This is a genomic window from Carboxylicivirga longa (assembly GCF_050589825.1).
GTDB classification, from domain to species: domain Bacteria; phylum Bacteroidota; class Bacteroidia; order Bacteroidales; family Marinilabiliaceae; genus Carboxylicivirga; species Carboxylicivirga longa.
Window position 1 is genome coordinate 73,488 of the sequence record NZ_JBNGOZ010000003.1, and the last position, 14,421, is coordinate 87,908.

The 14,421-nt window shown below is 44.8% G+C and carries 10 protein-coding genes; 5 read left to right on the plus strand and 5 right to left on the minus strand.

The annotated features are described in order from the left end of the window. The first annotated feature begins 200 nt into the window (after positions 1-200). Positions 201-2,768: a phosphoenolpyruvate carboxylase gene (locus ACRD7A_RS03455; protein WP_430810900.1), complete on the plus strand. Its 2,568-nt coding sequence runs from the start codon at positions 201-203 to the stop codon at positions 2,766-2,768. 97 nt (positions 2,769-2,865) lie between these two features. Here the strand turns inward: ACRD7A_RS03455 and ACRD7A_RS03460 are convergent, their stop codons facing one another. The 5 genes from ACRD7A_RS03460 to ACRD7A_RS03480 all read right to left on the minus strand — a co-directional run bounded on the left by ACRD7A_RS03460 (position 2,866) and on the right by ACRD7A_RS03480 (position 9,072). Next, positions 2,866-4,119 carry an alginate export family protein gene (locus tag ACRD7A_RS03460; protein ID WP_430810901.1) on the minus strand — a complete coding sequence of 418 codons (1,254 nt, stop codon included), beginning with the start codon at positions 4,117-4,119 and terminating at the stop codon, positions 2,866-2,868. Between the two features lie 10 nt (positions 4,120-4,129). Then, positions 4,130-5,644: an ammonia-forming cytochrome c nitrite reductase gene (nrfA, locus tag ACRD7A_RS03465; protein WP_430810902.1), complete on the minus strand. Its 1,515-nt coding sequence runs from the start codon at positions 5,642-5,644 to the stop codon at positions 4,130-4,132. A 17-nt stretch (positions 5,645-5,661) separates the two neighbouring features. Further along, positions 5,662-6,246, minus strand: coding sequence for a cytochrome c nitrite reductase small subunit (gene nrfH, locus ACRD7A_RS03470; RefSeq protein ID WP_430810903.1), 585 nt, complete (start codon positions 6,244-6,246; stop codon positions 5,662-5,664). A gap of 192 nt (positions 6,247-6,438) precedes the next feature. Next, complete coding sequence (hcp, locus tag ACRD7A_RS03475; protein WP_430810904.1) at positions 6,439-8,070, minus strand: hydroxylamine reductase; 1,632 nt, start codon at positions 8,068-8,070, stop codon at positions 6,439-6,441. A 120-nt stretch (positions 8,071-8,190) separates the two neighbouring features. Beyond that, positions 8,191-9,072 carry an ATP-binding protein gene (locus ACRD7A_RS03480; protein WP_430810905.1) on the minus strand — a complete coding sequence of 294 codons (882 nt, stop codon included), beginning with the start codon at positions 9,070-9,072 and terminating at the stop codon, positions 8,191-8,193. Between the two features lie 120 nt (positions 9,073-9,192). On the opposite strand from ACRD7A_RS03480, the gene ACRD7A_RS03485 reads away from it, so the two are divergent. From ACRD7A_RS03485 to ACRD7A_RS03500, 4 genes are all read left to right on the plus strand, one after another. After that, the gene (locus tag ACRD7A_RS03485; RefSeq protein WP_430810906.1) at positions 9,193-9,858 is read left to right on the plus strand and encodes a Crp/Fnr family transcriptional regulator; all 666 of its coding nucleotides are present in this window, start codon (positions 9,193-9,195) and stop codon (positions 9,856-9,858) included. A gap of 1 nt (position 9,859) precedes the next feature. Beyond that, on the plus strand, positions 9,860-10,561 hold the full coding sequence (locus ACRD7A_RS03490; protein WP_430810907.1) for an N-formylglutamate amidohydrolase: 702 nt from the start codon (positions 9,860-9,862) through the stop codon (positions 10,559-10,561). Positions 10,562-10,929: 368 nt separating this feature from the next. Continuing rightward, entirely contained in the window at positions 10,930-12,600 is a 1,671-nt protein-coding gene (locus tag ACRD7A_RS03495; RefSeq protein ID WP_430810908.1) for a hypothetical protein, read from the plus strand. Between the two features lie 149 nt (positions 12,601-12,749). Continuing rightward, a complete protein-coding gene (locus ACRD7A_RS03500) occupies positions 12,750-14,420 on the plus strand; it encodes a sensor histidine kinase (RefSeq protein ID WP_430810909.1) in 1,671 nt (556 codons plus the stop codon). Position 14,421 lies beyond the last annotated feature (1 nt).

Below are 14,421 nucleotides of genomic sequence, written 5' to 3' on the forward strand. Positions count from 1 at the left end.
TTGTAACAAGGGAGTAGGTAAACATGCCTCATGCGTCTTTAAAGGTTTAAAAAAAGGAAATGCAGAGATGTTTGATAGTATTACTTTTATCAAAACATCGTATCTTTGCATTTATTATTTTTGACGGCTATTTTGCTTATTAATTATCAAAAATTGACCGTTGATTTAATTATATCAATATACTTTATTAAAATATTAGAATGGATCAAATTGAAAAGTCTTATCGGGAGTTGGTGGAGCTGAAGTATCAGCTCTTTAACAGCCTGTTCCTTACTTTGCCGCTGGATGCGGTGCAGCAAACAGGCTTGCTTCTGCCATTGCTGAACAAGGCTTGTGCCAAAGGCCTGGAGGATGGCGAGTCGCCCAATACGATTATCAATAACTTTTTTAAAGAACATAAGCCCGAACTGAGTGACAGGGAGCGTATTTCGTTTCTGTTTAAAATTATTCAGTACGTTGAGCGTCAGATCGTCTTGATTGATGCACTGGAGGAGGCCGCTTATAAAAAGATACACCGAATCAGTGATTCTGACAGCTGGGGACGCATTAAGCAAAAGGTGGAAAACCGTAAGCTGGAAGAGCAGATGGATGAGTTGTTGGATAGCTTTGGTATTCGTGCCGTTTTAACGGCACACCCCACACAGTTTTATCCCGGGCGTGTACTGGCCATATCAACCGACCTCACCCAGGCCATTGTTAACGATGAAGTGGGCTATGCACGTGATTTGTTGCAGCAACTGGGTAAAACCGCTTTTTATCGCAAGCAAAAGCCTACCGCTTATGATGAAGCGCTGGCTTTAACCTGGTATCTGGGTAATGTTTTTTACCCTGCCGTGGGAGAGCTGATGGATCGTATCGACGAATTTTTCCCCGGTAAGATAGATCATAACAAGGAGTTGATTACCATGGGTTTCTGGCCCGGAGGAGACCGCGATGGCAATCCTTTCGTAAATGTGGATACCACACTGAAAGTGGCACGTAAGCTGCGTTTTACACTTTCTACCTGTTATCATAAAGAGCTAAAAGCCATAAAACGTCGTTTAAGCTTCGATGGAGTGTATGACATCCTCGATGAGTTGGATAATATGTTTACGGCTGAGCTGACTAATGTTTCGGGTGAGAATAATATTGAGCTTAACTACCTAATGAGTCAGCTCGATAAAGTAGAGAAGTTACTGAAAGAAGAGCACCAAAGTTTGTTTATTGAAAGAGTGCAGTCCTTCAAGCGTAAGATTAAGCAGTTTGGCTTTTTCTTCGCCAGTATCGATGTGCGACAGGATAGTCGCATTATAGGTAAAGCCTTTGAGGAGGTGATGCGTGTAAACCCAGAGTTATTCCCGGCCGATTTGTGGCAACTATCGGAAGAGGAACAGCTTAATAAGCTCCTGAAAGTGAAAGGACGCATCGATACTTCTGTGTTTGAAGATGAGCTGGTGCGCGATACCCTAGAGTCGATGAAAGCCATCCGTAGCATTCAGAAGGAGAACGGAGAACGAGCCGCCCATCGATATATCATTAGTAACTGCCGGGGCACCATCGATATTGCCAAAGTAGTAGCATTGGCGCGCTTGTGCAGCTGGGGCGATGAGCCTTTAACGCTGGATATTGTGCCTTTATTTGAAACAGTGGACGATCTGAAGGGTGCCGGTAATGCCATGAAGGTGCTATATAACCACCCACGATATAAAACACACCTGGCCAATCGTAATAACCGTCAAACAGTGATGCTGGGATTCTCCGATGGCACCAAGGATGGAGGTTATCTTATGGCCAACTGGGGTATTTATCGTGCCAAGGAAGATATTTCGCTCATATCGCGTGAGAGCGATGTGGAAGTGGTCTTTTTTGATGGCCGCGGCGGACCGCCGGCTCGTGGAGGTGGTAATACACATCTATTTTACTCGGCATTGGGTAAAACCATTGATAGCCATCAGATTCAGCTTACGATACAGGGGCAGACCATCAGTTCACACTATGGTATTAAGGAAGCTGCGGCTCACAACCTGGGGCACTTGCTTACCGCTGGATTTGAGAATAATCTATTCAACCGCACTGCCTCTGATTTGAGCGCTGCCCAGCGTAATCTTATCGAGCAGATGTCGCAAAGTGGCTATGATAAATATGCCGCGCTGAAAGCACATCCTTTGTTTATGCCGTTCCTGGAGGAGCGCAGTACCCTAAAATATTATGGATTGGCTAACATTGGTAGTCGTCCATCTAAGCGGGGATCGAAAGATAAGCTGGTATTTGATGATTTGCGCGCCATTCCTTTTGTGGGTGCATGGAGCCAGTTGAAGCAGAATGTACCAGGTTTCTATGGTCTTGGCACGGCTCTGAAAGAGCAGGAAGAAGCCGGTAACCTGGCTGCCTGTAAGGAGTTGTACAACACTTCTATCTTCTTCAAGGCCTTGATCTCAAATAGCATGCAGAGTATGAGTAAGGCTAACTTTGCGCTTACCAAGTACATGGAAAACGATGCTAAGTTCGGTGAGTTCTGGTCTATTATACATAACGAATACCTACTGACGCGCGAAATGGTACTGAAAGTGTCGGGTGATAGTGAATTGCTGCAAGACAATGCACGGAGTCGTAACAGTATTCGCCTGCGCGAAAATGTGGTATTGCCTTTGCTGGCCATTCAGCAGCATGCATTAATAGAGATACAGAAGCTGCAGGACGAGCCTAATGATGAGCATCTGGCACTGTATGAGCGCATGGTAGTGCGTTCCTTGTTTGGCAATATCAATGCCAGCAGAAACTCTGTTTGATGTAATACAATTTTAAGACTGTTTTTTTAATACAATTACACCAATTCCAAAGCGCCGCCTTCAATTTGAAAGCGGCGCTTTAATATATTCAAAAAAGTTAGTCCTTTTTAGTTTCGAATAGGGTAGGTTTAAAGGTTAGCATCACCCAGGCCCAATTATTGGCAGCATCGTTATTCTCAACGCCTTTCACCTCGTACAGTCCGTCGCCGGCGAACATATGCGAGTAGCCAAAATCGAGTTGTACCCTCCCTTTGTGCGAGTAGCCACAGAAAATATCAAGCTCGGTGCCCAATCCCTGATTGCCTGAAACCATATCGCCATGCGCACTGAAGAAATGAAGAGCGGCATTGAATTTTACTTTCCCGGGCTTGGCATCGGCTTTCAAATAAATATCATGCAGCCCCACGTTATTGATGTGGTTTTTCACGAAGAAATAATCCATCAGGCCATTGAATTTGTGATTTGTTCCAAAAAACGGATTGAAGGAATTGTTCTTATCCGCCCCCTCCTGATCGGTTCCGGAAAGTAACTCATAGCCTCCACCCACATTAAAAATATCGTTAAGAGCCGTTGTGGCATCCACCGATACATTAAAGGCAGATATATCAGTTTCATTAATGGCGGGGTTTTTTCCAAACTGATAGTAGAAGTTACCGGCCAGCTGAACTTCCCCTAAGGAGGTTTTTAGGTGGGTACCAATGGTGGTTGTCTGGGTGGTCTCCTGATCCAGCTGCTCCGCATCGACCCAGTAGGGGCGTGCCAGGTTCATAAGCAGGAAGCTGGCGGCATAACTGTCGCCTATTCGATTCACCCACAGGTACTGCATAGCTTTGTAGGCATCGGGCCCCCGGTAGATATTACTGTTGAGCGACGAGTTGTTATAGGCAAGGCCCAGGTGAGCATTGAAGAGGCCGCTGTATTTGAATACGGCCACATCATGCGAGCGTCCCTGCTGTGCCCAGCCTACACTGCCCAGCATACGATGATCGTCGTACACCAGCTGCTGGCGACCGGCTTTTAAAGAAAACTGAGGGTCGATAAACCACTCGGCCCAAGCCTCATGGAGCCATAAGTCACGATTAGCATTGTCGGTGAGCTGTTGCTCCGCGCCCCAGTTACGCACATCCTGCATCACTATGCCAATGGCAAAATCTTCATTTTTAAAATCCAGGTTTAGGCGCGTGCGCTGGCTGGTGATGAAAGAACCCTTTGTGTCGTCTGTAGCCGGTGTTTTCAGGCCATGGCTGTATTCGCTACGCGGACGCAGTTCTGCCGATAGCTTAAACTGAGCATAGCCAGTACTATAGCTCAATAGTATAATTGTTACGCAAATTATATTCTTGATTTTCATACGCTATGGTTTATTTCATTGAGGTGATATAACCGGCTTCTCTATTTTTGGCTTCTTCCTTCCATTTCGGTACAATGGTATTGAGGAACTCCTTTTTCTCATCCTTCAGCTTCTTCATGGGTAACCCTATGTAGGCCTGTGCCTTGGCTTTGGTTGTGATATCGGGATAGGGCACGGGCTCGTTGTGTCCCAGATCGGCCAGTACGCGGGCCAGTTTAATGCGTCCTTCCTGAGCGACGGTGATACCGGTGGCAATTACGCGACTTGTTTCCACAGGCGAGTGGAATGAACCACCATGACTGGCTGCTGCGTAATCCCAGCGCCACTGCGCATGTCTGATGTCCATCAGGATGTCTTTCATTTGTGCTTCGTTGGCACCCAGGTCCCATGCTTTCTTGGCTTCCACATGCATGTGTACGATTAGCTCTTCCAGCTTATCGCGGTTTTCGATAATGCGGTCTTGCCGTTCATATACATCAGCCACCAGGCTGGTGGTCTCCTCACGGTGACACACTTGACATGAGTTGGCCACATTGTTCAGTGGACTTTGTATATGATGATCAGTAAACTTAATACCGCCTTCGCTCTTATAGGGCATGTGGCAGTCGGCACAGGAAACGCCGCGCTTGGCATGCACGCCTGTGAGGTAAACTTCGTAGCCGGGGTGCTGCGCTTTAAGCATGGGGGCACGACTTAGCTGATGCGTCCAGTCCGAGAACTCTATATTATCATAATACTCCTCCATGGCCTCAACCGACATGCCCTTGTCCCAGGGAAGTGTCAGGTAAGGCACGCCGGGGTGTGTTTTCTTGTTGAAATAATACTCCACGTGGCACTGTGCGCAGACTAAAGAGCGCATTTCCTGATGTGAGGCATCATTGATATCCTTGCCGGTGCGCTCAAAGGCTTCCACCAGTGCAGGACGTGTGATTTTCAGATTCATGGTCTCCGAGTCATGGCAGTCGGCACAGCCAATGTTATTCATCACCTCGGCACCTTTCTCATCCCAGCTTCCTTTGTAAAATTCTGCAGGTCCCATTTCGGCCATTAGGCGGGGCACATCGGGGCTTTTGCAGGTCCAGCAGGTATTGGGCATGGGACTCTTACTATCGGCGGAAGGAGCTCCGGTACGCAGGGTTCTCTGAATATCGTCAATGGCATGCATGTGCCCGCGACCCTGATTATAGTCTTTGGCAAAACCATAGCCGGCCCACAGCACCACCAGGCGCGGATCTACCTCCAGCATGTCTATCATGGCACTACCGTTGTATTTACTGGCAAAAGTGGTGTCTTTGGTTTTTATATAAGATTGATATTCCTTGGGGAAGTTCTGTCCCCACACTTCGTTGCGCGGTTCGGTAGGTGCATGCTTAACCTTGGGTGTATAGGCAAATACGGCTTCGGCACGGCGTTCCATAACGGATGAAGCCAGCAGTCCCAGTAAAAAGACAACTACAACGGTTAGTATAAAAAGCGCCCAGCCTAACCAGGGTTTTTCTTGTATTTGTTCACGAATAGGTTTCATAGATCATTTGATTTAGGTTATTTCTGATTTAATTTTTTTAGCCAGTCGGGCAGGGGGCTTTCGGGTACCGGTACCCTTGCGTGCGGAACGCTGGAGAGACTGTTCACACGCCCGTGAGGTGTCTCGCGGTGGCACTCCCAGCAATAACGGTCGTCGATGTTTTGGTGCATATCGGGTACTTGCGCCAGTAACTTGTCATCGGTAATGAGATACTCGTGGCAGCGCACACAGTTTTGTTGTACTACCTTTTGTCCTTCTTCCTTAATAAAGATGACCTGTGGCTCGGCGCGCATGGTAAATACACTGGCATGCCGCATCCCGTCCTTGGCTTTAAAGTAATAGGTGTTAAAAACATTGTTGTGCGGTACATGGCAGTCGTTGCAAGTGGCTACCTCACGGTGGGCACTGTGGCTCCAGGTGGCGTACTGGGGTGCCATAATGTGGCAATTCACGCAAGTAGTGGGCTCATCCGACAGGTAGGAGTGGGCTCTTGAAACATAGAACACATAGCAGCCCAGTCCAACTAAAATGCCGGCCGTTAGTAAAACGGGCATGCGCCAATGTTCGGGGGGCTTCAGGAAATCAAAGAATTTTTTGGGCATAAACGTTTGATTTAGATTAGCAATCAGTAAGATAGCTTACTTATGGTCTTGAATCAAATAAAAGGGTAGTTAATAGCTTATCAATATTTAGTCTAAATAGCTATTCTTCAATCCTTTACCAAGCACAAAGCCTGTGCATCACACAGGATGCACAGGCTTTGCAGTTGATTTTGTTATAATCTCGTCTCTTAATTAGTTGATCCAGTTCTCAACATCTTCCTTTGCCGTGCTGATGCTGCCTATGCCAAAGGTTTCAATTAATATGTTAGCCACATTGGGCGACAGGAAAGCAGGCAGGGTAGGGCCCAAGTGAATGTTCTTAACGCCCAGGTGTAGCAAGGCTAGTAACACAATCACCGCTTTTTGCTCGTACCAGGCAATGTTATAAACGATGGGCAGGTCGTTAATATCATCCAGACCAAATACCTCTTTCAGTTTAAGAGCAGTAACAGCCAGGCTGTATGAGTCGTTGCACTGCCCTGCATCCAGCACTCGGGGGATGCCACCGATATCGCCTAATGGCAACTTATTATAGCGATATTTAGCACATCCGGCGGTAAGTATCACCGTATCCTGCGGTAGTTCGCTGGCAAACTCAGTATAATAATCACGGTCCTTCATGCGGCCGTCGCAGCCCGCCATCACCACAAATTTCTTAATGGCACCGCCTTTTACGGCTTCTACTACCTTATCGGCCAGTTGAAGCACCTGATTGTGCGCAAAACCACCTACAATAGTGCCGGTTTCAATCTCGGTAGGAGGCGAACATTTTTTCGCGTGCTCAATGATGGCCGAGAAGTCTTTCGGCTGCCCGTTGACGCGATCGGGGAAATGCACGCAGCCGTCAAAGCCCGAGGATCCGGTGGTGTAAACACGGTCTTTGTACGAGGCTTTGGGCGGTACAATACAGTTAGTGGTGAAAAGGATGGGGCCGTTGAATGATTCAAATTCAGTGGTTTGCTTCCACCAGGCACTGCCGTAGTTACCCACAAAATTATCGTATTTCTTAAACTTAGGGTAGTAATGAGCGGGCAGCATCTCGCTGTGTGTGTAAACATCAATGCCTGTGCCCTGGGTTTGCTCCAGCAGATCCTCTAGGTCTTTAAGGTCGTGGCCGCTGATGAGGATGCCCGGATTATTGCCCACGCCAATATTAACCGAAGTGATTTCAGGATTACCATAGGATTCAGTGTTGGCTTTGTCCAACAGAGCCATTACTTCCACACCAAACTTACCACACTCCAGTACCAGTGGAACCAATTCATCAGCAGCGATGCTATCTGAGAGGGTAGCTACAAGGGCTTTCTTGGCGAATTGATAGATGGCTTCGTCTTCGTAACCCAGGTTCCAGGCATGCTCGCCATAGGCCGCCATTCCTTTCAGGCCGTAGGTAAGCAGCTCTTTCAAAGAACGGATGTCTTCGTTTTCGATGGACAGGATACCGATTAACAGGGCTTTTGACTCCATGTCGTTTTCATTAGCTCCCCGGTAAACGGCGCAGTCATGCAATTCGGCGGGCGGCTCAATTTGAGCCTTTATCTCATCCTGAACGGCATACCCTTCCTTTATTTTGGCCACAATTTTATTGCGGTCGAAGTTGGCATTGGTAATGGTTACAAACAGGGCATCGATGATGTACTTATTGGCCCTGTCCTGCGCCACCCCTTGTTGGTCGGCCAGCTGACTGAGCAGCGCTACACCTTTGGTTGTGTACACCAGCAGATCCTGAAGGTTGGCCACATCGGAGGTTTTTCCACATACTCCTTTGATTTCGCAACCCGTTCCTTTGGCTGCTTCCTGACATTGATAGCAAAACATACTCATGATGATCGGTATTTAAGTTATTGATTATGGTTTAAACTTTTTTGAGTCACAATGTATTCTCCTTAAGTTAAGGAATTAATAATTAATAGTTTCATTCATGGATGAATGAGTAGGGAGGTATTACACCCACTCTTCTTTGATTATTTCACCTTCAATGGATACCATGGCCAGTTTTAGCGGTATTTTACGCGAGGCGCGCTCCACTGCCATCTTAGCCTGTTGCAACAATCCGCCGCAGCAGGGTACCTGCATAATGGCCACCGTTAGGGTATTAATTTTAGCCTGGTCAATCATCTGAATCAGCTTATCTACATATATTTCCTGATTGCTATCGAGCTTGGGGCAGGCAATGCCTAAGCTTCTGCCCTTTAGAAATTTACTATGGAAGTTTCCCATGGCAAAGGCCACACAGTCGGCTGCCAGCACCATGTCTGAATCTCTGAAGTAAGGTGCCATTGGGTTGACCAAGTGCATTTGAACCGGCCATTGGCGGAGCTCTGATGAGGCTTCACCTGTAGGGTTCGATGGAGCTGAAGCTGCTGGGCGCTCTATTGAACGGGCTGCAGCTCCCGGGCAACCTCCTCCCGAATGTACTTGTTGCATCACCGACACCTGCGGTTTGTGTACTTGGCGGATTACATCATCAACGCGAAAGCTGAGGCTGTTTTCATTCTCTTTTAACCAGCTAACCGCTTGTTTTAGAAAAGTAATTTCGTTGTGTTCTTTCAGGTGCTTTAAATGGGCAACTACGGTATTGATGCCTTTTTCCACCATGATGGCAATTACCTTTAACTCATCATAAGGCTCAGCTTCGCGCTTTTCAATGGTCATGGCATCCTGCGGGCAATGATTTAAGCACGCACCCAATCCATCGCACATCAGGTCGCTTATAAGGCGCGCCTTGCCATCTATTATCTGCAAAGCACCTTCATGGCACGAGGGTATGCAAACACCGCATCCGTTACATTTATCCTCATCGATTTTTACTACGTCTCTTATCATTGTACTGCTTTTTTTGATCATTTTTACAGTAGCAAATGTAAGGCGGTGGCAGCACGATGTCTGTAACAAATGTTACAAAATCGGAATTAATTTATAATTTGGTACAAAATTACTGAATTCATGAAGATACTATTAAACTGTCCTTTATTTAAAGGCATCACTTATGGTGATATGGTACATATTCTGGATGAAATACCTTATCAGATAAAGAAATACGGCAAGGGGCAGATGATTGCACAAAGCGGTGATGAATGTCGCTCGTTGATGATTATGCTCAAGGGCAGTGTCAAAGGGGAGATGATTGACTATTCGGGTAAGGCCATTAAAATTGAAGATATTGAGCCACCCAAACCCCTGGCCATCGCTTTTTTGTTTGGTGAGAATAACCGCTGTCCGGTGAATGTGGTGGCCAATAATGAGGCCGAGTTGCTACTCTTGCCCAAAACATCGGTCATCTCTCTTATGCAACGGAGCGATATCTTTCTGAGTAATTTCATGAATATCATCTCCAGCAAAACGCAGTTTCTATCCGATAAAATTCGTTTTCTGTCATTTCAGACCATACGTGGCAAAATTGCCCATTACCTCTTGCAGCTTTCCGGATCGGTAGATGGTGAATTGATACTGCCGAAAAGTCAGGAGGAGCTGGCCAATATGTTTGGGGTGGCCCGTCCTTCGCTGGGGCGTGCCCTTCGTGACTTGCACAATGAAAATATTATAGAGGCAAGGGGAAAGAGCGTGAAAATTATGAATCGGGAAGCCTTGATTCAACAGCTGAAAAAATGATATGAGCGCAACAAAAAAAGTGGTGGTGTTAAGTTGCGAGCATGGTGGCAATGCGGTGCCCGATTCTTACAAAACCTTGTTTGAAGGAGCGGAAGAAGTGCTGAAGACTCATCGTGGATATGATTTGGGAGCACTTGATTTGTTTTGTGCTATAAAAAGTAATGATATTTTTCATAGTCAGGCTGCTACGATTAGTCGTTTACTTGTGGATGTGAATCGTTCGCACCATAGGCGTACGCTATTTTCTGAGTTTACCAAGGCTTTATCATGCGAGGAGAAAAAGCGCATCCTGAGTGATTACTACGATGCCTACCGGCAGCCTTTTGCAAAGAAGGTTTTTGATTTATGGTCACAAAATAAAACAGTGTTGCATCTGTCTGTTCATTCCTTTACACCTGAATTGAATGGCCATGTGCGACAAACTGATTTTGGTATTCTGTATCATCCCGGGCGCATCGAGGAGAAGCAATTTGCCTTGCTCTGGAAAAAACAACTTAAGAACAGACTGCCACATTGTCGTGTTCGTTTCAACTATCCATTTTGTGGCAAGCCCGATGGTTTCGTGCGCTATTTTCGCGATCGGGAGGAAGAAAAGTACCTGGGCATCGAATTTGAGATGAATCAGAAATATGCCGGTAATCAGGAGGTTTACAAGCATGTTGTTTCTGCTTTTAATGCGGCCTTGTATGCCTGGAGGAAGTGATGAGTTGGAGAACAACAAACCCGCTTTGAAAAGAATGCCATTCTATGGTAGCTATCCTGTTTCTACAAATTGCTAATGCTGTTGATTGTGCTGAGGATATTGAGCGCATTAATTCGTTCACTGTTTAAAAATTCAACAGTGTTGAATTTTTAAACAATAAATATAACAAACTGATTGACAGGTGACTATATTGCATTTCAACTAGGAGTGTTGAGAAATTCTACAATTCAACGCTGACAATCCGTTTCGGGCACACTGTTAATTGTCTGGTTACATGCGTGTTATGTGGTTTAGGTATTATTATTGGGTAGTCTTATAATAATGAGGATCTATTATATAATAAATAATAATGCTAAAACCCTAATGTCATGAACTACAGATTGTACCTTATCGGCGTTGTATTCTGCTTTTTTAGCTTTACGACCCTATGTGCGACCAGTCCGGCTGTTGGAATGGCGCAAGAAGAAGAGGCTCTGGAGGTCCGTTACTCATCTGATTTGTATCATTTAGTGATGGACTGGATTGTTGAATATCAGGCCTTAACACCCACTGCTATCCAAGCAAATGAATTAACCGATGCTTTTGCTTCTGATAATAAGCACCTTAGTTTTGTGTCTGACGAGACCATAAATTCCCTTGCACAAGGCTCGCATTGGAAAGTAGTAGTGGGCCATGATGCCATTGTGCCGATCATTAACTCTAACAATCCATTGCTTCAGGAGATAGGTGTTCAGGGGCTAACTGCTGAAAAATTAGCTTTGCTTTTTAAGGAGTCAGCCGAGCAAAACTGGGCAACCTTACTGGATGATGTTCCAAACCACCCGCTCCATTTTTACCTATGCGATGATGGATCGATTGTTCAACGACTTGGTAATTTCATCCACTCAGAACCAGATCTGATAAATGCCAGGCGTGTGTTAAGCTCAGAGGAGCTGATTGCCGCTGTACAAAAAGATAAGTATGCTATTGGATTCTGTCGATTGAACGAAATCCGTCAGGTTGATGCAAACGAGTGGATTGAAAACATTTCATTGGCACCCATTGACAAAAATGGCAACCGGCGCATTGATAATTTTGAGGATGTTTACAGTACTCCTTCAGCCTTGGCCAGAGGGGTTTGGATTGGGAAATATCCATCAGCGCTAAGCGGAAATATCTATGCTGTTACGGCGCAAAAGCCAGTTGATGAAAGTACTGTGCAGTTTCTTACTTGGGTGCTTTCAGAAGGAGGGCAGTTGTTGAGTGAGTACGGATATAGTGATTTAGCCTCAGCTGAGAAACGTGCGTATATTGATTTAGTAGTGCAACCAGAACATATGTTGGCTCAAACAGTAGCGCAAGAGACATCTAATAAATGGTGGGTTGTATTACTTGGATTGCTCGCTGGTGCCATCGTCTTGATTTATCTGTTGGCTCAGCTTGTTATGCCACGCTCCACTTCGGCTGGCGCAGATATTCATAGTTCATCTGTTTTAAACGAAAACACCATTGTGGCGCCTAAAGGGTTGTATTTTGATAAAACCCATACCTGGTCGTTTATTGAGAAAAATGGTTTAGTTCGAATTGGTATCGATGATTTTATGCAGCACATCACAGGAGAAATCACTCGTGTAATGCTAAAGCGTCCCGGCGAAAAAGTGGAAAAAGGGGAAAAGCTACTCACCATAAGTTGTGTGGGTAAGCAACTAACCATTTATTCACCCATTACAGGAGTTATCAAGCAGGAGAACCAACAGCTTCTGAGCCATTCGACACTAATCAATAGTTCGCCCTACAACGAAGGATGGGTGTACCTGATTGAGCCTTTAAACTGGTTTAGAGAGATACAGTGTATGTTAATGGCAGATAGCTATAAGGCCTGGTTGAAAGCAGAGTTTATGCGTTTGAAAACATTCTTATCCTATGCCGCCCGTTCAAATACTGCAGTCTATCAACACATAATTTTGCAAGATGGAGGTGAGCTACACGACCATGTTTTGGCCGATTTAGATCCTGAGGTATGGGAGGAATTTCAAACCAAATTCATTGATAAAGTCTGAAGACCCGGATGCAAGAAAAAAGAATTACCGTGTATATAAATTGTGTAACTGTTTTATAACATATAATTGATGCATGTAACTTTGGTTATTTATCAGCATTTTACAATGATGTAAATAACCATTGTATAATCAACCACTCTAAGCAGGGCATGAAAAGGCTCAAAAATATTTTATTTAACAGAAAATCTGTCAAGCGGGTTTTAAAGCCGCATGTAAAGTTCCATTCTTCCATTTATGGAAGAGTGGTCTTTTTTATTTTTATTTCAGTCGTCTTTTTATTTGTTTCTTTTTGGGTCATATTCAGATCTTTAAACGAACAGTACTTTGAATCCGTGCTGCACGATAAGGGTATGAATATCGGTTCATTAGTAGAGGGCGCACTGTATCGGTCAATGCTCGAAAATGATCGTCAGTCGCTTCAGAATACGCTCGATATTATTGATACTATGTCGGGTATTGACGATGTTAACATGTACGATACCAATAACAACCTTGTTTACACTTCTATTTCCAGAGATTCATTGCACCATAGCGATCCGGATTGTAAAAGCTGCCATATAGATTTCGCATCCATGTTTGAAGAGAAAGAGAAATCTTACCGAGTTATTGATGTGGAAACGGAATGCAGCATGAATCAGAACCCATTTAACAGCCGACACCTGTTAATTAAATCACCGATTTTAAATTCTCCCAGTTGCTCAACCACTGACTGTCATGCCCATTCCCAAGAGGAAGAAGTGCTCGGTTCCTTACTGATTAAGCTACCGATGAAGGATCTGGATGATGCCCTGTCGGCTTCCACAAAAGATTACATCATTTTGGCGGCCATCATGTCTTCGCTGCTGTTTATCTTTCTTATTTTGTTTACCTATAAACAAATCGAAAACCCATTGAATGCCATCATCAGAGCCAGCCAGGCTGTCACTAAAGGAGATAAGAGCACCCGACTGGAGATTAAGACCCGGCAATTGTCAGATATCAGAACTGTTTCCCTTGCATTTAATAACATGTTAGATAATTTGCAGGCCGCCAATAAGGAATTGCAAAACTGGTCGAAACAGCTGGAGTATAAGGTGCAAAAAAAGAGCGAGGAGTTAGGTCAGGTTCAAAACGAACTTATTAATATAGAGCGCATTGCTTCGCTGGGTAAATTATCTCTTTCCGTAGCTCATGAGATAAATAATCCGTTATCTGGCATTTTGGTTTATGCCAAGTTAATTCAAAAGCAGTTGCAAAAGGTTTTAGCGGATGAAGACAAAAAAGAGCCCTTATTAAAGAACCTCAAACTCATTGAAAGCGAAACCAAGCGCTGTGGCGATATCGTGAAAGGCTTATTGGATTTTTCCCGCAAAGATCAGAATGACTTTGAAGCCAAGCATATACACGATGTACTCCACGAAACCTACGAATTGATGGCCCATTCGATGAAAGTAGCAGGGATTGATTTTGTGGTTGATTTTGGCGCGAGAAATGACTTAATTCACTGTAGTCCTAATCAAATCAAACAGATTTGTATTGCTATTTTGGTGAATGCGTCGGAAGCTGTTTCCGAAAATGGGGAGATCATCTTCCGAACCTCTAATCCCAACGATGAAAGTATCCGTATTGAGGTGATTGATAATGGTGTTGGAATTCCGGAGGCAAATATTCAGCGTGTTTTTGAGCCATTCTTCTCAACCAAAGAAAAGACCAGTGGCATTGGTTTGGGGCTGGCCATTGTGCATGGCATCGTTCAAAATCATAATGGTAAAACAGATATTGTTTCAGACAAAGGAAAAGGTACATCTATCATTATAACCTTACCTTTAGCTAATACATAAT